This window comes from Collinsella sp. TM10-22 (assembly GCF_003466125.1).
GTDB lineage: Bacteria > Actinomycetota > Coriobacteriia > Coriobacteriales > Coriobacteriaceae > Collinsella.
In genome coordinates this window covers 132,585-157,561 of sequence record NZ_QSOC01000001.1, presented here as the reverse complement: position 1 = coordinate 157,561, position 24,977 = coordinate 132,585, and the positions used below count along the sequence as shown (strand labels likewise).

The window sequence follows — 24,977 nt, the reverse complement described above, 5'->3', positions numbered from 1 at the left end:
TAGTCACTCCTTAATTGGACTCGCCCACCAGGGCGCGGCAGAAATCTTTGGCATTGAACTCCTGCAAGTCATCGACCTGCTCACCCACGCCGATGCGCAGGATCGGGAGCTTGAGCTTCTCAGCCACGGCCATGGCGATACCGCCCTTTGCCGTGCCATCGAGCTTAGTCATGATAATACCGTCCAGACCCAGCGCCTCGTTAAACTCGAGCGCCTGGTTCAGACCGTTCTGACCGGTGGCGGCATCAATCACGAGGACAACCGAGACGGGCATGGGGCCGGTGGCCATATTGGCGGCGCGCTTACGCGTCACGTTAACCACCTTGGCAAGCTCTCGCATGAGCTCGGGGCTTGTGTGCAGACGACCGGCGGTGTCGATCAGCACCAGGTCGCTGCCGCGCTTATCGGCCTCGTCGAGCACGTCATAGCACACGCTCGCCGGATCGGAGCCGCGGTCGCGCTTGATGACGGGGACGCCGGCGCGCTGGCCCCACACATCGAGCTGCTCGATGGCGGCGGCGCGGAAGGTATCGGCCGAACCGATCACGACGTTCTTGCCGCGGGCGGCCATGGCGCTCGCGATCTTACCGACCGTCGTGGTCTTGCCGGCACCGTTAATGCCCACAAACAGCACGCAGCTTGGAGTATCGGAAAACGGATCGCGCTCGATGGGCACAAAGTGCTGCTCGAGCTGCTCGGCCAGGGCACGACGGAGCTGCGGAGCGGTCTTGAGGTTCTTCTTTGCCGCGGCATCGCGCAGGTCATCGGAGACCTGAATGGCGACCTCGGCACCCATGTCACCCATAACGAGGGTGTCCTCAAGGTCCTCCCAAAAGTCCTCGTCGACCTCGCCGCCAAAGTAGAAGACCTCGTTGAGGGCCTCACGGCTGCGCTCAAGTCCGCGCGAGAGTGCGTCAAAGAATCCCATTATGCATTCACGACCTTTCCGGTTTCGCGATCGAGTTTTTGCGAGACGACGCGACTGACGCCGTCGGCTTGCATCGAGACGCCATAGAGAACGTCAGCGTCCTCCATGGTACGGCGCTGATGCGAAATGACCAAGAGCTGCGTATCGGAACGCAGCACATCGAGGGCGACGATGAGCTTGGACAGGTTGGCGTCATCAAGCGCCGCCTCAACCTCGTCCAGCACATAGAACGGCACCGTGCGCGTGCGATACACGGCAAAGAGCAGGGCGAGCGCCGTCAGACTCTTCTCGCCGCCCGACATGAGCATCATCTTGGTGATGCGCTTGCCGCGCGGCTGCGCCACGACCTCAATGCCCGTCTCGGCCGGATGCTCGGGATCGGTCATCTCCAGATGAGCCTGACCGCCCGGGAAGAGCATGGCGAAGATCTCGCGGAAGTTCGCGTCGACCTTCTCAAACGTCACCAGGAACGCCTTGCGCATCTTGCGGTCGATCGCCACCGTGATTTTGGTGAGCGCCTTGCGCGCGCTCTCCAGATCGGCCAGCTGCTCCTCGATGTAGTCGGCGCGGTGCTTGAGCTGCTCGTACTCCTCCATGGCAACTTGGTTCACAGGGCCCAGGTTGTTGATCTGGCGCACAAGCTGGTTGAGCTCGCGCTCGGCGGCATCGCGGTCCATGGGCGCGGGAAGCATGAGCGCTTCCTCGAGTACCGTGGTGCCATCGGCGGTAATGGCCTTAATGGCGGCCTCTACCTGCACCTCGAGCTTGCCACGCGCGACCTTAAACTCATTTTGCGTGGCGGTGGCGGTATCGACCCGCTCCTTAGCGCGGGCAACCTCTGCCTTGGCATCCTCGATGGTCTTCTTGAGCGAAGCGGAGTCTGCCTCTTCCAGAGAGGCCTGGTCACGCAGGCGCGCTGCCCAATCCGACGCGCGTTCCAACAGGGCAGAATAGCGTTCGTGCATGGGGTCGACGCGCAGGCGCAGCAGCTCGAGCGAGCGCGAAGCCTGGCGTGTTCCGCGGATACGACGGTCGATGCCCTCAAGACGATGCTCCAGGTCGGGCACGCGGCCCTTCAGCGAACGCAGGCGCTCGCTCGTCCGAGCTAGGCGAACCTTGGCGTCGGCGAGCTTGCCAGCAGCCTCGGAATCGTCACGACGAACGCGGTCAAGTTCATCGTTGGCCTGGGCAATCTGCAAGCCCAGGTCGCTCGCCTGCGCACGAGCCTCGTCACGCGAACGAGTGAGCTCGTCCACGCGCGGACGCGCAGCGCGAACGGCCTCTGCGGCCTGCTGACGGCGCTTGGAGATACGCACGTGCTCGACCTCGGCATTGTTGGCGCTTTGCTCCAGACGGCCGATCTCGGACAACAGGGAGCGGCGCTCGCCCTCAAGGCGGGCAATCTCGCCGGCGGCATCGCCCTCGGCGGCACGCGCTTCCTCAACGGCCGCATTGGCCTCGACGACCTGATCCGACACATGCTCAAACACGGCAGCCAGATCGGGCTCCAGGCCCTCCAGCTCGCGGATACGGCGCTTGCGCTCCAAGGCACCCGACGCCTCGCCGGCATCGAGGCCCACGCGCACCAGGCCGCCGCAGGCGACGCGGGCGCCATCGGGGGTCACGTAAGTCACGCCGTCAACGACCGGCGCCGACAGCGCAGCAGCAAGATCGTCCACGACGTAATAGCCGCCGAGCAGAGCCTCGACAACAGGACCGTAGCCCGCACGAACGGACAGGCGATCAACCAGACGGGTACCGAAAGCACCCTCGGCGGCCGCAGAACCGCTCACGCCGCGCGCTACCAGCAGCGCCTCGCCCGAGGCCTTCTTCTGGTCCAGGGCCGCACGACCGGCACGCTCAAGCGCGGACGTATCGTCGAACAGCAGCGCATCGATATCGCCGGCGAGCAATTGCTCAACCAGGCCCTCAAGCTCGCGCGGGGCCTCGAGCACGTCGCCCAGACGACCCGAGATATCGTCGCCCAGCGCACCCACCAGGCGGCTCACGAGCGGCGAGCTGTCGGCCATGCGGGCATCGAGTTTCTTTTGGCTGGCAAGCTCCGAGCGCACCTCGGATAACTTGTCGCGTGCCTCGCTCTCGCGGGCACGCAGGTCCTTCAGGGCCGCGCGTGCCGTCTCGGTGGCTTCACGCGCATCGACCTGAGCCTGGCGCGCTTCCTCAAGAGCGCACTCAAGCTCCTCGGCGCGGTCGCGACGGCTCTCGAGCGAAGCCGTGACCTCCTCGAGCTGTTCATCGATCTGCTCCAGGCGCGAGGCGTACATGTTGTCCTCGACCTCGGCATTGCTCAAGGAATCCTTCACCTTAGCGAGCTCGAGCGCGGCGTTATCGGCCACGCGCTGCACATCGCGTTGCTCACGCGTAAGCTGCGAAATCTGATTGTCGAGCGCCACGCGGCGCTCGTGGAGCTCGGCGGCAGCAGGACCAGCGGCGTCAACGTCCTCCTGGGCCTGCATGTGCGCACCAGTCACTTCCTCAAGCTGCGCACGCGCGTCCTCGAGCTCCTCGACCACGCGACGACGCTGATGCTCGGAGCTCGAAATCTGGCCGCGCATGTCGGACAGGCGCGACACCATGTTGTGGCCCTTTTCCTCGAGCAGGCGCATATCGGAGTTAATGCGGCCGACCACGTCTTGCATATGGCGGCGCTGCTCGCCCAGATCGCCCACAAACAGGCCCTTTTCCTCGAGCATAACCTGGAGCTTCTCGAGCTCGCGCTCCTTTTCGCCCATGCGGTACTGCGCAAGCTCCAGCTCGGCGGCACCTTCCTTGGAGCGGCTCTCCAAGTCGTTCCACTGCGACTGCAGCGAACGCAGCTCGTCGACAGCCAGCATCTGCGTAAGCTCATTCGCGCGCGAGGACAGCTCTTTGTACTTGCGCGCGCGATCGACCTGACGCTCCAGCGGTCGCAGCTGACGGGCGATTTCCTTATTGATGTCGCGGGCACGCGTCAGGTGCTCGTCCATCGACTTAATTTTTTTGAGCGCACGCTCCTTGCGGCGCTTGTGCTTGGAGATGCCGGCGGCCTCCTCGATGAGGACACGGCGCTCCTCGGGGCGGCTCTGCAAAATGGCATCGAGCTTGCCCTGGCTGATGATGGAATGCGTATCCTTACCCAGGCCCGAATCGTGCAGGATGTCCTGAATGTCCATCAGGCGGCACGGACTCGAGTTGATGAGGTACTCGCTCTCGCCCGAGCGATACATGCGACGGGTGATGGCGACCTCGTCAAAATCGACGGGTAGCACATGGTCCGAGTTATCGAGCACCAGCGTGACCTCGGCGACACCCACCGGCTTGCGAGCCGACGAGCCCGAGAAGATGACATCCTCCATGGCCTGGCCGCGCAGCTGCTTGGCGCTCTGCTCGCCCAGAACCCACAGGATGGAGTCGGAGATGTTCGATTTTCCCGAGCCATTGGGACCGACGATGACGGTCAGGCCCGGCTCAAACGTCATATGGGCGCGGTCGGCAAACGACTTGAACCCTTTGAGCGTGAGGGACTTGAGATACACGGTTCCTCGCTTACACAGGCTTCTTGTTGAGAATCACGCCGTTAGTGGTGTAGCCCATGCGGTCAAGTGCCTCGAGTGCAGCGGCCCCCTCGGCTTCCTTCTTTGAGGAGCCGGAGCCGCGACCTTGGCGAATACCATCGATCAACACCACGGCGGTAAAGGTGGGCGCATGCGCCGGACCCTCGGAACCAACCAGCTTATACGCCGGAGGCTCGTGGCCGTCGGCCTGCACGCACTCCTGCAAAAACGACTTGGGATTCGCAGGGTGCTCGGCACGCTCGGAAGCCAAGTGCGGCTTAAGCGTGCGATGAATGAACTCCGCTGCGGCATCCCAGCCGGCATCCAGGTACAGCGCGCCCACGAGCGACTCATAGACGTTCTCGAGCGCCGAATGCAGGCCGCGTGCGCCCGTACCGGTCTCGGAGGCACCAAAGATGATGATGTCGTCGATACCCAGCTCGTGCGATACCTCGGACAGCGTGGCACCCGAGACAAGGGACACCTTCAGGCGCGTAAGCTTGCCCTCGTCAAACTCGGGATAGGACTCAAAGAGCGAGCGGGCAACCACGGCGCCCAAAATGGAATCGCCCAAAAACTCAAGGCGCTCATAGCTCGCCGAGACGGGCTGACCTTCCACGGCAGAGGGGTGCGTGAGCGCCGCGCGCAGCAGCACCTTGTTATTGAACTCGTGGCCCAGGATTTCCTGGGCGCGCGTAAGTCGTTCAGACAAAGCCAAGACCTAGGCCTCCCTGGCGTTTTCGATCGCGTCGACGGCGTCGGCGACAGAGTTGAGCGAAAGCAGAGTCTCGTCATCGATCTCGAGGTTGAACTCGTCCTCGATAGCCGTAACCAGCTGCAGGCGCTCGAGCGAGTTGGCATCGAGGTCGTCAAAGGTGGTCTCATCGCTAATTTCGGCAACATCGACGCCCAGAACGTCAGCAGCGACCTCGGCGATCTTGTCGAAGATTTCGGAGCGGTCCATAGCGCTTCCTCTCATAGTGCATGAATACCAAAAGAATGGTACCGCCCGGGCGGTACCAAGACACGGTTCTGATTCTACCCCACGACGCACGCCCCGAGGCGCATAACAGCGCTCTAACTCGCTCTTATAAAACGATACCGTCCATAGAGTTGGCGACATTCTCGACCAGCCCGGCGCGCACGGCTTCGGCCGCCGCGAGCGTACCGTTTTTGACAGCTTCGACCGACGTGGCGCCGTGGCCGATCAGAACCACGCCGCGCAGGCCCAAAAGAATCGCGCCGCCCTTGGCGTCGCCAGAGAGCTTGGCCTTGATCTCGCGCATCTGCTTTTTAATAAGCAGCGCGGCGATCTTGGTGCCAAGTGAAGACATAAAGACGCCCTTGAGTTCCTGCAGCAAAAACTTAGCAGCGCCCTCAGTGGCCTTGAGCGCGATGTTGCCCGACATGCCGTCGGCGACCACGACGTCAAAATTGCCCGACGTAAGATCGGTGCCCTCGCAGTTACCAACAAAGCCGGGAACGACGGCTTTCATGGCCGGGAAGCACGCCTTGGTAAAGTTGGAGCCCTTCTCGTCCTCGGTGCCGTTAGCAAGCAGGCCCACGCGGGGATGCTCAATGCCCAGGACGACGCGGGCATAAGCGCTACCCATCTGAGCAAAACGCACCATGTCATCGACCTCGACATCGGGGTTGGCGCCCATATCGCACAGCACCGTCAGACCGCCGGCGCGATTGGGCAGCGCATTGGTCAGACAGGGGCGCACCGGTTGCTTCTTGCCTTCGGCCTGATACCTAAACGGCGTCACATAGGCGGTAGCGGCGGCGGTCATAGCACCGGTCGAGCCGGCAGAGAAGAACGCGTCCGCATTTCCCTTCTTGATGGCACGGCACGACAACACGATCGAAGACTTGCGTTTGGTCATCACGGCGCGAATGGGATCGTCATCCATGGCGATAACGTCGGGTGCCTCAAGGGCCTCAACACGTGCATGGGAAGCTGCAAAGGGATTGACGATTTCGGCGGGGCCAGCTGCCAAGACCTCGATATCGGGATCGGCGGCAAGCGCAGCCTCGATACCATCGAGAACAACCTGAGGTTTCTCGTCTCCGCCCACAACGTCTACACAAACGCGAACGTTACTCATATACATGCTCCTTATACAAAAATGGCCGACTCATTGAGCCGGCCATTGTGGTTCCATTTGGAACGGCATCGCATCCAGAGTATACCGTTACTCGGTAACGATAACCTCGCGGTCCTTGTAGAAACCGCAGCTGGGGCACACGTGGTGCGGGAGCTTGACGGCGCCGCAACGGGGGCACGTGGACTGAGCCGCAGCCGAGATCTTCATGTTGGCGGAACGACGGGTGTGAGTGCGGATACGACCCTGCTTTTGTTTAGGTACGGGCATAGTGACCTTCCTTATGAACTATCCAGTGTGGCGATTACGCGCAAGTAGCGATACTACCACAGTTTTACTCGTCAAGCTTGAGATTCTTCAATGCTGCAAATGGATTTTCCGTGGCAGCGGCCCATTCGGCCTCCGCCTGGGCGGCGCAATCGCATTGCTCGACGTTGAGATTGCAACCGCAAGTGGGGCACAGACCGTGGCAATCGGGCTTGCAGAGCACCACAAACGGCGTGTCCATGACGACCGCGTCATTGATGGGCTCACCCAGATCGACGATGCGGTCCTCACCCAGGAGCTCGTAGCCGTCCTCGTAGGCCTCGGGGTCCTCGGGCTCCTCAAAGAGGTAGAACTCCTCGATCTCGCCGGCGATATCAAAAGAAGCGGGCTCCAGGCAACGGTCGCACTCGCCGGTGGCGTGCGAGCGGACCATACCCGTGAGCAAGACACCGGTACCGGCGTTGGTAAAGACAACGTCGTAGTCGATGCCGTCCTGTAGCTGGTACTCCTTCTCGCCCACCGTGTAGGTGGCGACATCGACCTTACCGGTCAGCGGATACGAATCTCCAGGAAACTCGAGCTGCTCAGATAGATCGACGGTAACGCTCGGGAACTCAGCCATTACCACTGACCATTCTGTTGGGCGGCACCCTCGTTAAGCTGCTGACGGCAACGAGTAACGGTGCCGGTCAGGCTCTTGAGGTTCTCCTCCAGGTGCGTAAAGACCTGCTCTGCGTAGTCCTCGGCAGCATAACGCGTCTCGCGCTCGTACTGCTGGGCACGATCACGGATGTCGTCGGCCTGCTGCTGCGCTAAGCGGACGATCTCCTGCTCACCGGCAATGGTAAGGGCCTGCTGCTGAGCGTCGGCGATGATGGAATCGGCCTGAGCGGCAGCGGAAGCCATAAGCTCCTCGCGCTCCTTAAGGATACGGCGGGACTTCTGCCACTCCTCGGGATAGCTCATGCGGATCTCGTCGAGGATGTTGAAGAACACGTCGGCGTCGATGACCTTGAACTGAGCGTTCTTGCCGAAAGGCGGCTTGGCTTCCTCGATCAGCCCTTCGAGCTCATCGACCAAGCTGACGATCCTATCGCCAGGAAAATTCTCGCCCGGCATCCGGTCTCCTTTCATAGGTAACATATCATCGTGCTAGTTTACCACATGCCACCAGGCAATAAGAAACGTCACGAAAAGCGAAGTCTGAGCGCTTCGACCACGTTGGGCGGGACAAACGTCGATACATCGCTGCCGAGTGAGGCGATCTGGCGAACGACCGAGCTCGAGATATAGCCGTACTGCGGCGCACTCATGACAAAGATGGACTCCAGCTCGTTATCCAAGCGATAGTTGAGATCTGCCTGCTGCAGCTCGTACTCAAAGTCGGTCATGGCGCGCAGGCCCTTGACCACGGCCCCCGCCCCCTGCTCACGAGCGAAGTCGACCAAGAGGCCGGTGAAGGGCAGGACCTCGACGCCGTCGATATCGCCGAGCGCCTCGCGGGCCAGCGCCACGCGCTCATCGAGCATAAACGTCGTGCCCACACCGTTTTTACCCTGCGACTCGGCAACAGCGACGATCACGCTGGGAAAGATGCGGCGGGCGCGGCGGATTACATCGATATGGCCAAACGTAATGGGGTCGAAGGTGCCCGGAACGATGACGCGGTTAATGGTGTCACTCATGGGCGTCCTCCTGAAACGTCGTGGCATCGTTGTTGTCAGCATCGGTGCCGGCGTTATCACCCTCACCATCGTCATCGCCGACCCAACGAAGCAGATCGACCGAGGTGATGCCATAACGCTTCTCACGCACGGTCTCAAAACCTGCCGGATGCGCGCCCGCATCGGCAGCGGCATGCTCAAACAGGGCATAAGCACCAGATGCAAGCAGACCCTGCTGAGCCAGGTTCTGCAGCAGCTCCTCGACCGGCTCGGCACCAAAAGCATATGGTGGGTCGAGCAGGACCAGATCAAAGGGGCCGCCCGGCACACGGCCGCGTGAGGCACTCGCCAGCATGTCGCCCGCTACCACGCGCCAACGCGCACGGTCACAGCAGAGCGACTCGATATTCTTGGTAATGAGCCGCGCGGCGTTGCGATCGATCTCAAACGTCGTGAGCGAGCGGGCCCCACGAGAGAGCATCTCTAACCCTAAGGCACCGGAGCCGCCAAAGGCGTCCAGCACACGGACCTCGTCCAAATCGAAGTCGAATGCCGACATGACCATAGATGCGCACGCCTCGCGTACGCGATCAGTCGTGGGGCGGGTGACATCGCGACCACGGGGCTCCTCGATCTTACGACCGCGCCATTCGCCGCCGATGATTCTCATCCTCCGCTGACCTCCTTAAAAATGTGTCGATATCGCATGGCGACCGCATCGCGCAGGGGGCGCGTCGCCACGGAGTCAAGGGTGCAAGCATACCGCAAGAGCTCGACCGCGTCCAAATGGGCCCACTCGATCAGCTCCTCGTCGGCATCCAGGTCGACAAAGCGCAGGGTCACACCGCCATGTTGGCGGTACCCCAGGATCTCGCCCTCGTGGCGCAGACGCAGGTCCATCTGGGCGAGCGTAAAGCCATCCGAGGTCTTCTCGAGCGATTGTAGGCGATCTTGTGCTGCCGACGCGCCGCCGTTGCCCTTGGAGTGCGTCATGACCAGGCACGTGCCCGACACGCTGCCACGGCCCACGCGACCGCGCAGCTGGTGCAGGGCAGCCAAACCAAAGCGCTCGCCGTTCTCGATGACCATGACGGTCGCATTGGGCACGTCGACGCCCACCTCGACCACCGTAGTCGAGACGAGCACGTCGATCTCGCCACGCTTGAAGGCATCGATGACCCGATCCTTCTCCCCCGCCGGCATGCGGCCGTGAAGGCGCTCGACGGTAAGCCCAGGCAACGCAAGACGCAGTCGGTCGAGCTCGGTTGCCGTATCGTGCAGCGGCACGGGGACCGTCACGCGGCCCTCGTCGTCGCGGGCGATACCGGGCACGTCCTCCAGCTCATCGGCCGAGTCACTCGGCTCCACGAGCGGGCAGATCACGTAAGCCTGCTGGCCCTTTTCGTGCGCCTCACGGATGGCGCCATAGGCGAGGTCACGGCTCGACTCGGTCAGCACGCGTGTCGTCACGCCAGCGCCAGGGACGGGCCGATAGCGGATGATGCTCGTGTCCAGATCGCCGTAGACCGAAAGCGCCAGCGTACGCGGGATGGGCGTTGCCGTCATTACGAGCAGATCGGCACCGGGGCCCTTCGCGCGCAGGGCGTTGCGTTGGCCGACGCCAAACCGGTGCTGCTCATCGATGACCACGAGCGACAGGTGCTTGAACGCAACGTCATCCGAAAGCACCGCGTGGGTGCCAAAGAGCACGTCAAGCTCGCCCGATTCCAGCTGTGCATGGATGCGCTCGCGCTCTGCGGTCGGCGTGGCACCCGTCAGAAGCGCCCAGGACATGCCGGCCTGCGAGAGCAGAGGGCCAGTCTTATCGGCATACTGGCGCGCCAGCACGCCCGTGGGCGCCATAACGCAGGCCTGGGTGCCCGAATCGGCCGCGACAGTCAGTGCGCAGGCGGCGACGGCGGTCTTACCGGTACCGACATCACCCAGCAGCAGGCGGTTCATCACGCGCCCGCCATCGCACATATCGCGCAGGATATCCTGGAACGCGGCTTCCTGCTCGTCGCTCAGCGAAAACGGCAAGGCCTGCTTGAGCGCGGCCAGGTGATCGCCCGCGGTATGGGCATAGGGCACCACATCGACCAGGCCGCCGTCGTTGCGCAGGCGCAGCGCCAGCTGCAGGTAGAGGCACTCCTCGTAGGCAAGCCGTGCGCGCGCGATATCGCGCTCAGCCATGCTCGAGGGAAAGTGGATCGAGTGCAAAGCACGGGCATTGCTCATGAGCTTCCGCTTTGCGCGCAGCGGTGCCGGAATGGGATCAAAGGGATTGTCGACAACCTCGAGCGCGCCGCTTACAATGCGGCGCATCCATGCCTGGCTCACCCCATCGCTCACATAATGGACCGGCAGGATCGTGCCCGCGGCACGCCCGTCCTCGAGCTTTTCGAAATGCGGAGAGGCCATCTGCTTAAAACCAAAGGCAAACTCGACCTTGCCCATCACGGCCAGGCGGTCGCCCTGCTTAAGCTGCTGGGCAATCCAGGGCTGGCGGAAAAAGGCGACCTGCAGCACGCCCGTCTCGTCAACGAGCGAGACCTCGGTCACCTGCATGCGCGGACGCGGCTGCTTTTGGACGATACGGTCAACCGTGGCGATGATGGTGCACACGATACCGATGGGCGCCATCTCGATGGACCACGAGCGGGTAAAGTCGAGGTATCGATGAGGGATATGGAGAAGGAGGTCCCCCACCGTCCGAATTCCCAGACGGCGAAGGGCCTCCTCACGTTTACCCGAAACATATTTGAGTCGCGCGATATCCTCGTCGAGCGCATTGCTCTGGGCAAAGCGCTCCGAGACGCACGGCACGGAGCACAGCTCGGACATGGGCAGTTGCCTACTCGATCGAGAAGATCACGGGATAGAGCGGCTGCTCGCCACGATGGGCGTCAATCTCCAGATCGGGCTGAGCCTCCTCAATGGCGTCGACGATCTCCTGGAAGGCTTCATCGGACAGCTCCTCGCCGGCCAGAATCGTCAGCGCGTCACCCTCCTCTTCCTCCTGCATGCGGTTGATGCAATCGAGCGTGACCTGCTTCACGTCGGAGCCGACCACGTCGATGGAGCCGGCGATGATGCCCATGACGTCACCGGAGTGAATCGGCGAGCCGTCGGAGGCGCTGGAGTCGCGCACGGCGCGGGTGACCTCGCCATCGCGGACCTCGCTGATGGCGTCGACCATAGCGGCGACGGCGTCCTCGAGCTCAGAATCGGGCAGGACCGCGAACAGTGCGGAGAAGGCCTGCGGGACGGTCTTGGTGGGAACGACGGCGACCTTCTTGTCGGTGCAGGCGGAAGCAGCGGCCTCGGCAGCCATGCGGATGTTGCCGTTGTTGGGCAGGATGATGACCGAGGTCGCGTTGACCTGGTCGACGGCGCCCAGCAGGTCTGCAGTCGAGGGGTTCATGGTCTGACCACCCGACACGATCACATCGACGCCGAGGGACTTGAGGATGTCGGCCTCGCCGGAACCGGCGGCAACAGCGACAAAGCCCAGCGCCTTGGCGGGCTCGGCGGCCTTCTCCTGGTCCTCGTGGATCTTGGCGGTACGGTCGTGGGCCTCCATCTCCATGTTGTGGATAAAGACCTCGTAGATCTGACCAAGCTGCAGCATGTGCTCGAGCACCAGGTTGGGAGTGTTGGAGTGCACGTGGATCTTGTAGTCGGGGTAGGCACCCACGAGCAGCTCGCAGTCACCCATGGAGCCCAGGAACTTAAGGCATTCGTCCTCATCAAACGGGGCATCGGCCTTAAAGAGGAACTCGTTGCAGTAACGAAACTCCGAGCCCTCCCAGTCGTCGTTGGCCTCGATCTCAACGCGGTCGAGGGCCGCGTCGCGGGCAGAGCCAGCGGAGTCAAACATGGTGGAGAAATCCTCGACAACGGTGCTGCGACCAAGCGCGGCGGCAACAAAGTTCTCAAGGAAGATGGCAAATCCAAAGGCGCCGGAGTCGACCACGCCGTTCTCCTTCAGAACAGGCAGCAGGTCGGGCGTACGGGCGACGGACTGATAGGCCTCGACGACGATGGCGTCGAGCGCGTCCTCGGCCGAGAACTTCTTCTTCTCGCACTCGTCTGCCTTGGTCGAGACGTCGCGCAGCACCGTGAGGATCGTACCCTCGATGGGCTTACGCACTGCCTGGAAGGCAACCTTGACGGCTCGGCGGAAGGCATAGGCGATGTTGGCGGACGTGATGGGCTCATCGGCAGAGACAAGGCCCTCGGCCACACCACGCAGAATCTGCGAGGTGATGACGCCGGAGTTGCCACGGGCACCCATCAGGGAGCCGTGAGTGATGGCGCCGGCGATGGCCTCCATGTCGGCGTCAGCAGGAAGGGCGGAAAGCTCCTTGGTCACCGAGGCGAGTGTGAGCGACATGTTGGTACCGGTGTCACCGTCGGGTACGGGGAAGACGTTGAGCTTGTTGATCTCCTCGGCCTTGTCGGAAACAGCAGCCGAAGCGATCGGAAAACAGGTGCGAATGGTCTTTGCAATCATGGGTATTTGAATCTCCGTTTTCGGATGCTAGTTCAGACGGCTCTTGAGCGCGTCGATGTGAATGCCGATCTTAAGGCTGGCGGGATCGATCTGGGCGACCTCCTGCAGAGTGAAGGCAACGGAGCTCGAAAGATTGTGGCAGACGGACTTCATGTTGACGCCGTTCTCGAGCACGACGTGAAGGTCGACCGTGAGGCCGTTCTCGTCGGCGGAGACAAGCACGCCTTTGCGGAGGCGCTGACCGGCAAGCAGGCGCACGCTCTCGGCGCCCTGGAGCTGCTCGGCCATACCGACAACGCCATAGCACGTCATCGCGGCATAACCGGCAATATCGGCAATAACGTCGTTCGAGACGCTCAGGCTGCCGTTAATGGTCTCAGACACAAGAATCTCCTTATCTGGTGCTCGCGGCACCATCTCGTGGGAGCAATCATTGCAATATTCTACAACGAGCGCGCCATGTTGAGGTGGTGGGTCGCGGGATTACATCCTCGACACGAAATGTTGATATGGTAACGTTCGCGCCAGGCGATCGCGGTATGAAAAAACCCGCCGCATAAGCGACGGGTTTTACAACCTGGCTCCCCGGGTAGGACTCGAACCTACAACAGCGCGGTTAACAGCCGCGTGCTCTACCATTGAGCTACCGAGGAATTTAAAAGCCCAGCGGAATGGGCTGAAAAATTCTGGCTCCCCGGGTAGGACTCGAACCTACAACAGCGCGGTTAACAGCCGCGTGCTCTACCATTGAGCTACCGAGGAATAGGTGCGTGCTCTCAAGCAACGAAGTTTATTATACGGACGAATCAGCTCAGGGCAAGAACTTTTTTAAGAAATTTTCCGACCCAACCGTTGCGGCAAGGAGTGTCCCAAAGTGCCGGCAAAAAAGGAACGTCCCTAACTGCCGAAACGGAAACGCCGTGACTACTAAGACTCAATGTAGTCCTTGAGCTTGCTCGAGCGGCTCGGGTGGCGGAGCTTGGCCAGGGTCTTGGACTCGATCTGGCGGATACGCTCGCGCGTGACACCAAACTCGCGACCGACTTCCTCGAGCGTGCGGGGATGTCCGTCGACAAGGCCAAAGCGCAGCTCGATAACCTTGCGCTCACGATCGGCAAGCGAATCGAGCACCTGGGTGAGCTGCTCCTGCAGCATGGAGAAGCTGGCCGCATCGGGCGGAACGATGGCCTGGGAGTCCTCGATGAAGTCGCCCAGCTGGGAATCCTCTTCCTCGCCGATGGGAGTCTCGAGCGACACGGGCTCCTGCGAAATCTTCTGGATCTCGCGGACGCGGTCGGCACTCATGTCCATCTCGGCACCGATCTCCTCGGGGGTCGGGTCGCGACCCAGGTCCTGGAGAAGTTGGCGCTGCACGCGGACGAGCTTGTTGATGGTCTCGACCATGTGCACGGGAATACGGATGGTACGGGCTTGGTCGGCGATAGCGCGCGTGATGGCCTGACGGATCCACCACGTGGCGTACGTGGAGAACTTAAAACCCTTCTGGTAGTCGAACTTCTCGACGGCGCGGATCAGACCGAGGTTGCCCTCCTGGATCAGGTCCAGGAACAGCATGCCGCGACCGACATAGCGCTTGGCGATGGAGACGACCAAACGCAGGTTTGCGCTGATGAGTGCCTGCTTGGCTTCGAGGCCCACGTTCTCAATGCGCGTAAGACGACGCATCTCGGCACGCGTGAGCTCGAGCTCGCCCGCCTCGGCAGCCTCGAGCTTCTCGGTGGCCTCGAGACCGGCCTCGATCTTCATGGCCAGATCGACTTCTTCGGAGGCGGTCAGCAGGTCGACCTTGCCGATCTCCTTGAGGTACATACGAACCGGATCGCCAGTCAGCATCACCGTGGAGGCATCGATGCCACGCACGCGGGAGCGTGAACGGGACGTGCGCACGGTGCGCTTCTTCTTGCTCTTGGAAGAACCCATCTCGGCGTCGGCCTGACGGGCCATCTTGAGCTCATGATCGTCGAGCGAGCCGGAATCGTGCTCGTCGTCGTCATCGAAATCGTCGGTATCGGTATCGTTATCGTCATCGTCGACGTCCATGGGGGCGTCGTCGTTACCGCTCGCGGAGATAATCTGGATGCCGCTGTTGCGCAGCGCGGAATACACCGCGGTGAGCTGCTCGTCAGAAACATCGATATCCTTCAGGGCGACCTGAATCTCGTCCTCGGTTACCGAAGTCCTGTTTGAGCCGTTGCCCATGAGCTTTGCAACGCAGGATTCCAGCCCAGTACCCGTGCTCTCAGTCTTTTTTGGCACAGATTCTCCCTTCATAGTCCACAGGACTCAATACTTTAGCACACACATAGACGTCTATACCCAAAAAGAGAACTGGATATAGGCGAGAATACGCTGGTTGACCACAACATCTAGGCCTGTTCGGTGCCCGCGGTCTCCAAACCGATCAAACGGAACGGGTCCGCCACGCCGCCGATAGACTTTTGCAGCTCGCGTTGACGCTGCGAATCCTGCGCGGCCTGCACGGTCAGCGCGCGGCGGGCCTCATCATCGAGCGATCGATCCTGGCGCAGTTTGGCCTGTGCGGCACGCATGCGGCGCTTGATGGTGTAGAGCTCGAGCGTATCGAGCATGAACACGATGTTCGTCTCGGTAGGGTGTTTGCTCGTCGCGGAGATGCGCCCGGCACTCACAAGCGTTGCCGCCTCGGGACACACCGAGCGCGCCGCATCCATGCAGTTCGCAGGATCGGTACCCGGCGGCGTTGCCAGCACGGCCCACGCGATGGACTCGTGGCGCGGGTCGACCCACTCGATGGAGCAGATGCGATCGGCATACGTGCGGAACAGGTCGGGATAGCTCGTGAGCATGGTCAGCAGCTCGCGCTCCCCTGCCAAGGACTTGCGCTCTAGATCGGTCAAAACCATAGGGAACGAGGCGTCTACCGGAGCACCGGCGGGCGCAGAGCCCATACCATCAGGCACGTCGATAGGCGGCAGGTCGTCGACGACCTCCACAGGAGCGGCACCGTAAGCATCGAGCGGGACATAGTCGTACGGCTCTTCCTCGACCGGCGCCGCTACTGCCGGCGTCGCGCCCGACGCCCAAGCACCACGAGATGTCCCCTGCAAACCAGACGACCGACCGCCCGCGCTACCAGATCGCTCGGCTTGCGCCCGCTGGCGTTCATAGTTCTGCTCACGACGTCGTTCCGCATCTTCGCGCTTGGCGACATCGCGAAACACGCGACCCGAACTCGCACGCACTGTCTCCAGATCCAAACCAAGCAGATCGGCAATCTGGATAAAGTACGTATCGATCATATAGCTATCGCGCAGCGGATAGATGAGCGTCAGCGCATCCTCGAGTGCCTTGGCACGACCGCCCGGCGTGGTGATGTCACTCGACTCCTGTAGCGAACGGTACACGAAGTCCATGAGCGGTTCGGCAGCGTCAATGCGTTTCTGCAGCTCCTCTCCGCCGTGCGCCGTGATGAACTCCATGGGATCGTTGCCGTCGGGCAGCACCACGCAGCGCAGATCCATCGAATCCTGCTCGATAAACTGAATCGCACGGCGGGCGGCCTTCTGTCCCGCCGCATCGCCGTCGAACATGTACACGATGCGCTTGGCAAAGCGGGTGAGCGTCTTGACGTGATGCTCCGTGAGCGCGGTGCCCAGCGTGGCGACAACGTTTTTGATCCCCGCCTCCCAGCAGGCGATGCAATCGGTATAGCCCTCCACCACGATGGCCGAATCCTGCGCGACGATAAACTCCTTGGCCCAATTAAAGCCATAGAGGTTTCGCTTTTTATGAAACACGCTCGTCTCGGCGGTGTTGAGGTACTTAGGTTGGCCGTCTCCCATGATGCGACCGCCAAAGGCGATGTTATGCCCCTGCTCATCAAAAATGGGAAACATCACGCGGTCGTAGAAGCGGTCGGCAAGCTGCCCGCGCCCGCGACTCACAGCCACGTTGGCGTCGATCATCTCCTGCGGAGTAAAGCCCGCCTGCGACAGATGAGCCACCAGCATGTTACGACCCGGTGCAAAGCCCAGGCAGTAGCGGCGGCAGACGTCGCCACCCATGCCGCGGCTGGCGAAGTACTCACGTGGACGGCCGTCCTTACCGCGCATAAGCATGGTGTGGTAGAACTGGGCGGTCTCGGCGCACAGATCGTAGATTCGGGCACGCTTAGTACCGCGCTCGCGGCGGTCTCCGGTGTCGTGCAGCTCAATACCCGCGCGATCGGCTAAATAACGGATTGACTCGGGAAAGCTCAGGTTCTCGCGCTTCATGATATAGGTGAAGACGTCGCCGCCCTCGCCACATCCAAAGCAGTGCCACACCTGCGTGGCAGGGATAATGTGAAACGACGGGGTCTTTTCGCCATGGAAGGGGCAGCAGCCCCAAAACTCATGGCCGCGGGGCTTGAGCTCAACCGTTTCCTGCACGATGGCTACCAGGTCGGACGCAGCGCGGACCTGGTCTTTCTCCTCATCGCTAATCACGGATACTCACCCCCTGCTCACCCAAGTTATGACGGATATCATCGATATTACCCTCGACGGTCGCGATCAACTCGTCCAGGGAATCGAACACGCGTGACGGACGCAGCCAGCGCGTAAACGCCAGCGAAACGGAAGCGCCGTACAGGTCGCCCGTATACCCAATTAAGTTGGCTTCGAGATGCGCAGATGCCGCATCGTCGGCATACGTTGGCGGCAGGCCGACGTTGACAGCAGCGGGCCACACGGTGTCATCGACCAGCACCAGACCCTCATACACGCCATCGGCAGGCACCTGAATGCCGCTGGGAACCTGCAGGTTTGCCGTGGGAAAGCCCATGCCAGAACCCTCGTGACGACCGCGAATAACACCGCCACGCACCATATACGGGCGGCCGAGTAACCCAGCAGCAAGCCCCACATGGCCCTGTCCCAGCTCGTGACGAATGCGGGTGGCGCAAATGGCCTCACCGCCCTCGCAAAGCAGGTCGTGACCATACACGTCAACGCCGCGCTCGGAACCCCAAACGCGCATCTCGGCAACACCAGAAGCACCGCCGCGACCCAGCCTAAAGTCGCTGCCAACGCGAATCGAACGAATGTCGACCACGCGTGACAACAGTGCGAGAAAACCGACATGGTCGAGTGCCGCAACCTCAGGCGTAAAGGGAACGGCCACCACTGCATCGACCCCGATTTGAGCCAGGGCATGCAGACGGTCGGCCGTCGTCATCAATTTTTGAGCGGGTGAAGGGCTCACGACAACGTCCGGGTCGGGATCGAAGGTAACTACGACCGCCTTGCAGCCATGGGCACGGGCATCACGGACGAGCGCCGCAATAAGCTCCTGGTGTCCACGGTGCACACCATCGAACACGCCGATGGCGATGGAGGCAGCACCCAAGTGCTCGCACTCATCAAACACATCGGCAGTAACGATGCGAGCCTCGTCCGACTCGCCCGCGAAAAAGATACGCGCGAGCTCGCGAGCGGAAAACATCATCGAACACCGCCGATTGCCTGCGGAAACACGTGATCCATGACAAAGCGGCCACTCTCAATGCGGGCGAGCGCCTTGAGCCCGCCATCGAGCACCAGCGCGAACGGCGCCTTCGAGGAATCGAAATCGGCAAGCGCACGCTCAACGGGAATGCGTCGGCCGCAGAGCAGGTCGTCGGCAAGATTGCCCGGCAAGTCAACACGCGTGGCGCCCAGGGCCGCAATGGGATCCAGGGCAAAGCCAGCCGCGGACTCGGGAGAAAGCTCCTCGACCGCATGACAAGCGCCAATGGAAACAACACCGGAGGCCGTGCGGCGCAACGCGGAAATGTGCGCGGCGCTCTCACAGGCGCGGCCCAAGTCGCGAGCTAGCGCACGAATGTAGGTGCCCTTGCTCACCGAGAACGCCACGGTCCACACACATGTATCACCTTCACCGCCCACGGCGATCAGGTCGGCGGCATAGACCTCGACAGGGCGCGGAGGTAGGTCCACCGCATTGCCCTCTCGAGCAGACTTGTAGGCGCGAACGCCATTTACCGAGATAGCCGAAAAAGCCGGCGGCACCTGCATCTGCGGGCCCAACATGGCGACCAAGCGCTCGCGGGCATAAGCCGGATCGCGCAGCTCGGGTGCAACGGGCACCGTGCGGACCGCCTCGCCCTCCGCATCATCGGTATTGGTCTCGGCACCAAACGAGATGTCGGCGACGTAGCTTTTGGTATCGAGCGTGAGCATGCCCAGCAGACGGGTGGCTTGGCCTACACCCACCACCATGACACCCGAAGCCATGGGGTCGAGCGTGCCGGCATGGCCGACGCGCCGCTCATGGAGGGCGCGCCGGCATTGCGAGACCACATCGTGGGACGTGCAGCCCACCGGCTTATCGACGGCGAGCAGCATATTCAATTGAGAAGGCGTACGACGAGCCATGTACCATCCAAAAAGTTAAAGCTCGACGGTCACCGAAGCGGGATCCTCCCCTACCAGCTCGGCGAGCATGGGAAGTGCCACGGTGAGCGTCTCGAGAATCGTTCCGTTGTTGGAGAAACCGGCGGCAGCGGGATGTCCGCCTCCGCCAAAAGAAGCAGCGATCTCGGACACGTTGAGGTCGCCCTTGGAGCGCAGGTTGCCGCGCACCTTGATATCGCCCTCAATGCCCTTCAGGAACAGGCAGACCTCGACGCCCATCACCGAGCGCACCACGTCAACCAGGCCGTCGCACTCATCCGAGGTGACACCGCAGGCCTCAAGGTCACTCTGGTACGCGTAGCTATACGCGACGCGCCCGTGGGCCACCGTCTTGATGCGGCCCATAACGATGGACTTGAGGTGCAAAAACTCAACGCGCATGCTCTGGTAAACCTCGAGTGCCACACGCGCCGGATCGGCACCGTGGGCAACCAGACGCGAGGCTGCATGGAACGCGGCGGCATCGGCGTTTTGGTACTGAAAACGGCCGGTATCGGTAACCAAGCCACACAGCAGGCAGGTCGCAACGCCATCACGTGCGACAATGCCGCAATTGTCCAAGAAGCGGTCGATGATCATGGCGCAGGCTGCAGCTTCGACGCGCCTCAGGCTGAGCTCGGCAAACTCCTCGCGCGCCGGATGGTGATCGAAGCACACCACATGCTTGGAGCGACGAAGCACCTCGGCGGAATTATTGAGACGCTCGACGACCGGCACGTCCACCGAGATGAACAGGTCCGGATTGCCGGTATACGCAGATGCCGGTACCAGGCGATCGGCACCCTCCATAAAGCGGTAGATACGCGGAACCGGGTCATCGTCTGCCAGCAGCAGGGCAATGTCCTTGTTAGGGAAAAACTTCATAAGCGAGAGGCCCAGACCCAGCACGGAGCCCAGGGCGTCGCCATCGGGGGAAGTGTGTCCCGAAATCGCAATGGAGGACGCATCCTCGATGAGCTCGAGGATGCGTCGCTGAATATCTGCAGACTCGCACGAGGCGAGGTCGGCGGAATTAGTCATCTAAAGCTGCCTCCTGGGCGGCATCCGCTATCGGGTAGCCGTCCTCGTCCTTTTCGATCGCAAGCGTGGCGGGAACGTTTTCCAGCGCACGTGTGATGCGCTCGGCCTCATCGGTCGAACGATCGATGCGAAAATCGAGCTCGGGCGTAACACGCCAATCGAGCGAGCGAGCCAACAGGCTGCGAATACGGCCCTTGGCGCTTGCGAGCGCCTCCATGACCTCATCGTAGCGGCTCGCATCGCACGACACGTACACGCGCGCGAACGAACGGTCCACCGCGACCTCGACCGCGGTCAAAGTAACCAGGTCGAGACGCGGATCGGAAACCTCAAAGAGCAGGATATAACCGAGCTTCTCGCGAAGCTGCTCGCCCAGACGGCGGGTTGCCTGCGTTTGCTTCATAGCGCTACCCCCTACTCGGTACGGGCAACCTGGTCGATGCGGTAACCCTCGATCTGGTCGCCGGGCTTGATGTCCTGGAAGTTCTCCAGGCCAATGCCGCCCTCGGAACCACTCTTGAGGCTCTTGGCCTCGTCCTTGTAGTGGCGCATCGAGGCGATCTTGCCGTTAAAGACCACGATGCCGTCGCGCACCAGACGCACGGAATCGGTCGCGGCGATCTCGCCCTCTTCGACGCGGACACCGGCGGCGATACCGACTTTGGGCACCTTGAAGGTGTCCAGGACGGTCGCGGTACCCGTGGAGACCTCGACCTCGGTGGGCTTGAGCATGCCGATACGGGCAGCGTCGAGCTCCTCGAGGCACTTGTAGATGACATCGTAGCAACGGATCTCGACGCCCTCGCGCTCCGCAGCGGAGCGGGCCTTACCGTCGGGACGGACACCAAAGCCGATGATGATGGCGTTGGAGGCGTCGGCCAGGACGACGTCGGTCTCGTTGATGGCACCGACTGCGGAGTGGATCGTGTTGATGCGCACCTCGGACTGGTCCATCTTGTCGAGCGAGTCCTGAAGGGCCTCGATAGAACCCTGAACGTCGGCCTTGATGATCAGGTTGAGCTCCTTGACCTCGGCGTCGGCAATGGTCTCGAAGAGGTTCTCGAGCGTGACGTGCTTAACGCGACTCTGCTCCTCGATACGGGCCTTGAGCGAACGCTCGTCGGCGAGGGCGCGAGCCTCGCGCTCGTCCTCGAACACGCGGAACTCATCACCGGCGTTGGGCACGGACTGAAGACCCAGAATCTCGACGGCGTCGGAAGGACCGGCCTCGGTGACGGCGTTGCCCTTGGGGTCGAGCATGGCGCGGACGCGGCCGTAGGTAAGGCCGGCGACCAGCGTATCGCCCACGTGCAGGGTACCGCGGGTGACGAGCACCGTGGCAACCGAGCCGCGACCCTTGTCGAGCTTGGCCTCGAGGACGTTGCCGGAGGCAAAGGTGTCGGGATTGGCCTTGAGCTCGAGCACGTCGGCCTGGAGCAGCACGGTCTCGAGCAGATCATCGATACCGATCTTCTGCTTGGCCGAGATGTTGACGAACATGTTCTGTCCGCCCCACTCCTCGGGGATGATGCCGTACTCGGTGAGCTCTTGGCGCACGCGGTCGGGGTTGGCACCCGGCTTATCGATCTTGTTGACGGCGACGACGATGGGTACGCCGGCGGCCTTGGCGTGGTTGATCGACTCGATGGTCTGGGGCATGACGCCGTCGTCGGCAGCCACGATCAGAATGACGATGTCGGTCACCTTGGCACCACGGGCACGCATGGCCGTAAAGGTGGCGTGGCCCGGGGTATCGATGAAGGTGATCTTGCGGTCGTTAATCATGACCTGCGAAGCGCCGATGGCCTGGGTAATGCCGCCCGCCTCGCCGGCAGCGACGCCGGTGTGACGGATGGCGTCGAGCAGCGACGTCTTACCGTGGTCGACGTGGCCCATGACGGTGACGACCGGTGCGCGCGGCTTAAGGTCGGCGGGATCGTCGTAGAACGAGAAGGTGTTCTCCTCCTCGGGGGTGATGATCTTGATCTGACGACCCAGGTCGTCGGCAACGAGCTCGACGAGGTCGTCGGACATGGACTGCGTCATGGTGAGCGGCGTACCCAGCAGGAACAGGCGCTTGATGATATCGTTGGCCGGAACGTCAAGCGCCTCGGCGAGCTCCTGGACCGTAACGCCCTGGGAGACCTTGATGGCATCGAGCTCCTCGGGGTTCACGCCCTGGGCCAATGCCTCCTCTATCTTGCGCTCCTCCTGAGCCTTTGCAGCCTCGCGCTCGCGCTTCTCCTTGCGCTTCTTGCGGCGACCGGTGGACTCGCGAGAGGCCTCCTCGACGGCGGCACGGGCCTCCTCGAGCACCTTCTCGCGGCTGTACTCCTCGGCCTCGCGAGCCATGCGGCTGTAGTGGTCCTCTTCGTTGTTGTGACCGCCCTTGCGCTTCTTGCCCTTGCCCTGCTTGTCGGGGTTGGGGAAGTCCATGCCGGCAGCGACGTTATTGCTGGCGTTGGTGCGATGGCTGTGCGGACGGCTCTCGGAGGCGTTGCGATCGGAGTTGTTGTCGGAGGCGCTGCGATCGTTACGACGGCCACCGCGACGGTCGTTGTTGCCGCCACGACGGTTACCGCGCTCGGCGGCGCGCTCGGCCTTGGCCTTGTCCTCGGCGTCCTTCTTCTCCTTGAGCACGGTCTCCTGTGCGGCGATCTGATCGAGCAGCGAGCGGAAGCGCGAACCGGAGTCGGAAGCGGGAACGGCGCGGCGCTGGGCCTCGCGGGCAGCCTCCTCCTTCTCGCGGGCAAGGCGCTCCTGCTCGGCCTTCTTCTTGGCCTCGGCCTCGGCGCGGGCAGCCTCCTCGGCAGCCTGGGCTGCGGCAAACTGGCGGCGCTCCTCCTCGCGGGCCTTCTCGGCGGCGATGCGCTCGCGCTCGGCCTCGGCGGCGCGAGCGGCCTCCTCGGCGGCGGCAGCCTCCTCCTCGGCCTGCTTGGCGGCCTCGACTTCCTGGGCACGGGCCTCGATCACCGAGGCGAGCTGCTTGCGGACCATGGCAACGTAGGCGTCCTCCAGGGTGGAGGAAGCGGACTTAGCGGGAATCTTCATATCGGCGAGATGACCCATCAGTTCCTTAGAGGTCATGCCGAACTCTTTGGCCAGGGTGGACACACGGACTTTTGCCATATGACTTCACCTACCCTTTCTGGCACCTTGGGTGCCTAGAGACTGAACGAGCGTGGGAGATGCGCCGGGACCCGCCCGGCGCGACCGCGCGCTAGATCAGGTCCTCCGCATCATCGAAGGCGTCGGTGTCGTGGACACCGCAGAAACGGGAGCCGGGACGAGCCTGGTTGCGGCACTGGATGCCGTCCTCGGACACGTACTCGCAGCGGCGGGCGTCCTCGTCCTCCTCGTCACCGATCAGGTCGGCGGCGGGCTCCTCGTGAACGGGAACGTTCTTGAGGATGTCGGCGGCAAGCGTCTCGGACTTGATGTCGATGTGCCAGCCGGTCAGGCGCGCAGCGAGGCGGGCGTTCTGGCCCTCCTTGCCGATGGCGAGGGACAGCTGGTCGTCGGGCACGATGACGCCGGCGTAGGCCTTCTCCTCGTCGATGAGGACGCGGGTGACCTTAGCGGGCGAAAGGGCGTTGGCGACGTAGACGGCAGGATCGGCATCCCACAGGATGACGTCGACGCGCTCGCCACGGAGCTCGCCCACGACAGCGCGAACACGGCTGCCCTTGGGGCCGACGCAGGCGCCCACGGGATCCAGACGATCGTCGAGCGAGTGGACGGCGACCTTGGAGCGCTGGCCGGGCTCGCGGGCGATCGACTTGATCTGGACAGTGCCCTCATAGATCTCGGGCACCTCCTGCTCAAACAGACGACGCATGAGCTCGGGGTGGGTACGAGAGATGACAATCGGCGGACGGCTGTGTTCGCCGCGAACAGGCTGCAGGTTGGAGTTGGGGTCGCGAACGTCGATGATCACGGCCTTGATGTGCTGGTTGTGCAGGTAGCGCTCGCCCATCGGACGCTCGTTGCGCTCGTTCTCATAACGACGCTGGTCAAAGTGCGGAAGCTCGGCCTCGACGCCCTCGCGAATCTTGACGATCGTAAAGTCGGGGGTGGACTGCAGCACGGTACCGCTGATGAGGTCGCCGATGCGGCCGGAGAACTCCTCGTAGATCTGCTCGCGAGCGGAGTTGCGAACGATGGCGTTGATCTCGGCCTTGGCGTGCTGGGCGGCGATGCGGCTCGTGTTCTTGGGAGTGACGTCGATCTCCTCGAACTCGGTGAAGTTGCCCTCCTCGTCCATGGAATCGTCGATCGGCTCCAGGCGGTAGACATAGATCTTGCCGGTGGTGCGGTCGATGGTCACCTTGGCACCCCACTCAAGATGCAGGATCTCGGCGTAGCTCTTGGCGAGCGACTGCTCCAGGCGGTCGATCAGGTAGAGCTGGTCGATGTGCTTCTCCTGGCAAAGCTCCATCAGGGCGGACATCATGTCGGATGCTGCCAT

At 62.4% G+C, this 24,977-nt stretch carries 21 protein-coding genes and 2 tRNA genes; all 23 read right to left on the bottom strand.

Annotation, left to right across the window (positions count from 1 at the left end; all coding sequences use genetic code 11):
* Nucleotides 1-10: 10 nt before the first annotated feature.
* The 23 genes from ftsY to nusA all read right to left on the bottom strand — a co-directional run bounded on the left by ftsY (nt 11) and on the right by nusA (nt 24,977).
* Nucleotides 11-928, bottom strand: a complete 918-nt coding sequence (gene ftsY / locus DXD94_RS00735) for a signal recognition particle-docking protein FtsY (protein ID WP_117762911.1) — start codon at nt 926-928, stop codon at nt 11-13.
* On the bottom strand, nt 928-4,464 hold the full coding sequence (gene smc, locus DXD94_RS00730; protein ID WP_117762910.1) for a chromosome segregation protein SMC: 3,537 nt from the start codon (nt 4,462-4,464) through the stop codon (nt 928-930). Before smc ends, ftsY begins: the two co-directional genes overlap by 1 nt.
* A 10-nt stretch (nt 4,465-4,474) precedes the next feature.
* Nucleotides 4,475-5,200 carry a ribonuclease III gene (gene rnc, locus DXD94_RS00725; RefSeq protein WP_117637759.1) on the bottom strand — a complete coding sequence of 242 codons (726 nt, stop codon included), beginning with the start codon at nt 5,198-5,200 and terminating at the stop codon, nt 4,475-4,477.
* A 3-nt stretch (nt 5,201-5,203) separates the two neighbouring features.
* The gene (locus DXD94_RS00720) at nt 5,204-5,446 is read right to left on the bottom strand and encodes an acyl carrier protein (RefSeq protein ID WP_055309519.1); all 243 of its coding nucleotides are present in this window, start codon (nt 5,444-5,446) and stop codon (nt 5,204-5,206) included.
* Between the two features lie 124 nt (nt 5,447-5,570).
* Nucleotides 5,571-6,590 carry a phosphate acyltransferase PlsX gene (plsX, locus tag DXD94_RS00715; RefSeq protein WP_117762909.1) on the bottom strand — a complete coding sequence of 340 codons (1,020 nt, stop codon included), beginning with the start codon at nt 6,588-6,590 and terminating at the stop codon, nt 5,571-5,573.
* Between the two features lie 87 nt (nt 6,591-6,677).
* Nucleotides 6,678-6,857: a 50S ribosomal protein L32 gene (gene rpmF, locus DXD94_RS00710; RefSeq protein ID WP_022094017.1), complete on the bottom strand. Its 180-nt coding sequence runs from the start codon at nt 6,855-6,857 to the stop codon at nt 6,678-6,680.
* A 64-nt stretch (nt 6,858-6,921) separates the two neighbouring features.
* Nucleotides 6,922-7,476: a DUF177 domain-containing protein gene (locus tag DXD94_RS00705; protein ID WP_117762908.1), complete on the bottom strand. Its 555-nt coding sequence runs from the start codon at nt 7,474-7,476 to the stop codon at nt 6,922-6,924.
* Entirely contained in the window at nt 7,476-7,973 is a 498-nt protein-coding gene (locus DXD94_RS00700) for an ATPase (RefSeq protein WP_040358176.1), read from the bottom strand. The genes DXD94_RS00705 and DXD94_RS00700 overlap by 1 nt, the downstream gene beginning before the upstream one ends.
* Nucleotides 7,974-8,041: 68 nt before the next feature.
* Nucleotides 8,042-8,539, bottom strand: coding sequence for a pantetheine-phosphate adenylyltransferase (gene coaD / locus DXD94_RS00695; RefSeq protein ID WP_117742816.1), 498 nt, complete (start codon nt 8,537-8,539; stop codon nt 8,042-8,044).
* Nucleotides 8,532-9,188 (bottom strand): 16S rRNA (guanine(966)-N(2))-methyltransferase RsmD, encoded by a 657-nt coding sequence (gene rsmD, locus DXD94_RS00690; protein ID WP_117735039.1) that lies wholly within the window; start codon nt 9,186-9,188, stop codon nt 8,532-8,534. The genes coaD and rsmD overlap by 8 nt, the downstream gene beginning before the upstream one ends.
* Nucleotides 9,185-11,362 (bottom strand): ATP-dependent DNA helicase RecG, encoded by a 2,178-nt coding sequence (locus DXD94_RS00685; RefSeq protein WP_117762907.1) that lies wholly within the window; start codon nt 11,360-11,362, stop codon nt 9,185-9,187. The genes rsmD and DXD94_RS00685 overlap by 4 nt, the downstream gene beginning before the upstream one ends.
* Before the next feature lie 10 nt (nt 11,363-11,372).
* Nucleotides 11,373-13,034 (bottom strand): DAK2 domain-containing protein, encoded by a 1,662-nt coding sequence (locus DXD94_RS00680; RefSeq protein ID WP_117762906.1) that lies wholly within the window; start codon nt 13,032-13,034, stop codon nt 11,373-11,375.
* Nucleotides 13,035-13,061: 27 nt separating this feature from the next.
* A complete protein-coding gene (locus tag DXD94_RS00675; protein ID WP_195919456.1) occupies nt 13,062-13,451 on the bottom strand; it encodes an Asp23/Gls24 family envelope stress response protein in 390 nt (129 codons plus the stop codon).
* Between the two features lie 161 nt (nt 13,452-13,612).
* Nucleotides 13,613-13,687: transfer RNA gene (locus DXD94_RS00670), tRNA-Asn, on the bottom strand.
* A 34-nt stretch (nt 13,688-13,721) separates the two neighbouring features.
* A tRNA-Asn gene (locus DXD94_RS00665) sits at nt 13,722-13,796 on the bottom strand.
* A 165-nt stretch (nt 13,797-13,961) separates the two neighbouring features.
* Nucleotides 13,962-15,311, bottom strand: coding sequence for an RNA polymerase sigma factor RpoD (gene rpoD / locus DXD94_RS00660; RefSeq protein ID WP_117742812.1), 1,350 nt, complete (start codon nt 15,309-15,311; stop codon nt 13,962-13,964).
* A 110-nt stretch (nt 15,312-15,421) separates the two neighbouring features.
* Nucleotides 15,422-17,521, bottom strand: a complete 2,100-nt coding sequence (gene dnaG, locus DXD94_RS00655; protein ID WP_117762905.1) for a DNA primase — start codon at nt 17,519-17,521, stop codon at nt 15,422-15,424.
* The gene (gene ribF / locus DXD94_RS00650; protein ID WP_233505046.1) at nt 17,514-18,521 is read right to left on the bottom strand and encodes a riboflavin biosynthesis protein RibF; all 1,008 of its coding nucleotides are present in this window, start codon (nt 18,519-18,521) and stop codon (nt 17,514-17,516) included. Before ribF ends, dnaG begins: the two co-directional genes overlap by 8 nt.
* Entirely contained in the window at nt 18,518-19,450 is a 933-nt protein-coding gene (gene truB, locus DXD94_RS00645) for a tRNA pseudouridine(55) synthase TruB (RefSeq protein ID WP_117762904.1), read from the bottom strand. The genes ribF and truB overlap by 4 nt, the downstream gene beginning before the upstream one ends.
* Nucleotides 19,451-19,465: 15 nt before the next feature.
* Complete coding sequence (locus DXD94_RS00640; RefSeq protein WP_117762903.1) at nt 19,466-20,509, bottom strand: bifunctional oligoribonuclease/PAP phosphatase NrnA; 1,044 nt, start codon at nt 20,507-20,509, stop codon at nt 19,466-19,468.
* Nucleotides 20,502-20,912 carry a 30S ribosome-binding factor RbfA gene (rbfA, locus tag DXD94_RS00635; protein WP_006234038.1) on the bottom strand — a complete coding sequence of 137 codons (411 nt, stop codon included), beginning with the start codon at nt 20,910-20,912 and terminating at the stop codon, nt 20,502-20,504. Before rbfA ends, DXD94_RS00640 begins: the two co-directional genes overlap by 8 nt.
* A gap of 11 nt (nt 20,913-20,923) precedes the next feature.
* Entirely contained in the window at nt 20,924-23,638 is a 2,715-nt protein-coding gene (gene infB, locus DXD94_RS00630) for a translation initiation factor IF-2 (RefSeq protein WP_117762902.1), read from the bottom strand.
* A 91-nt stretch (nt 23,639-23,729) separates the two neighbouring features.
* The gene (gene nusA / locus DXD94_RS00625; protein WP_117762901.1) at nt 23,730-24,977 is read right to left on the bottom strand and encodes a transcription termination factor NusA; all 1,248 of its coding nucleotides are present in this window, start codon (nt 24,975-24,977) and stop codon (nt 23,730-23,732) included.

Coding starts and splice junctions, on each gene's coding strand:
- rpmF (WP_022094017.1), bottom strand. CDS start 6,857: ATGCCCGTACCTAAACAAAAGCAGGGTCGTATCCGCACTCACACCCGT.
- DXD94_RS00685 (WP_117762907.1), bottom strand. CDS start 11,362: ATGTCCGAGCTGTGCTCCGTGCCGTGCGTCTCGGAGCGCTTTGCCCAG.
- DXD94_RS00640 (WP_117762903.1), bottom strand. CDS start 20,509: ATGACTAATTCCGCCGACCTCGCCTCGTGCGAGTCTGCAGATATTCAG.
- rbfA (WP_006234038.1), bottom strand. CDS start 20,912: ATGAAGCAAACGCAGGCAACCCGCCGTCTGGGCGAGCAGCTTCGCGAG.
- rsmD (WP_117735039.1), bottom strand. CDS start 9,188: ATGAGAATCATCGGCGGCGAATGGCGCGGTCGTAAGATCGAGGAGCCC.
- nusA (WP_117762901.1), bottom strand. CDS start 24,977: ATGGCAGCATCCGACATGATGTCCGCCCTGATGGAGCTTTGCCAGGAG.
- ftsY (WP_117762911.1), bottom strand. CDS start 928: ATGGGATTCTTTGACGCACTCTCGCGCGGACTTGAGCGCAGCCGTGAG.
- ribF (WP_233505046.1), bottom strand. CDS start 18,521: ATGATGTTTTCCGCTCGCGAGCTCGCGCGTATCTTTTTCGCGGGCGAG.
- infB (WP_117762902.1), bottom strand. CDS start 23,638: ATGGCAAAAGTCCGTGTGTCCACCCTGGCCAAAGAGTTCGGCATGACC.
- truB (WP_117762904.1), bottom strand. CDS start 19,450: ATGGCTCGTCGTACGCCTTCTCAATTGAATATGCTGCTCGCCGTCGAT.
- plsX (WP_117762909.1), bottom strand. CDS start 6,590: ATGAGTAACGTTCGCGTTTGTGTAGACGTTGTGGGCGGAGACGAGAAA.
- DXD94_RS00675 (WP_195919456.1), bottom strand. CDS start 13,451: ATGGTGCCGCGAGCACCAGATAAGGAGATTCTTGTGTCTGAGACCATT.
- DXD94_RS00705 (WP_117762908.1), bottom strand. CDS start 7,476: ATGGCTGAGTTCCCGAGCGTTACCGTCGATCTATCTGAGCAGCTCGAG.
- DXD94_RS00680 (WP_117762906.1), bottom strand. CDS start 13,034: ATGATTGCAAAGACCATTCGCACCTGTTTTCCGATCGCTTCGGCTGCT.
- DXD94_RS00700 (WP_040358176.1), bottom strand. CDS start 7,973: ATGCCGGGCGAGAATTTTCCTGGCGATAGGATCGTCAGCTTGGTCGAT.
- coaD (WP_117742816.1), bottom strand. CDS start 8,539: ATGAGTGACACCATTAACCGCGTCATCGTTCCGGGCACCTTCGACCCC.
- DXD94_RS00720 (WP_055309519.1), bottom strand. CDS start 5,446: ATGGACCGCTCCGAAATCTTCGACAAGATCGCCGAGGTCGCTGCTGAC.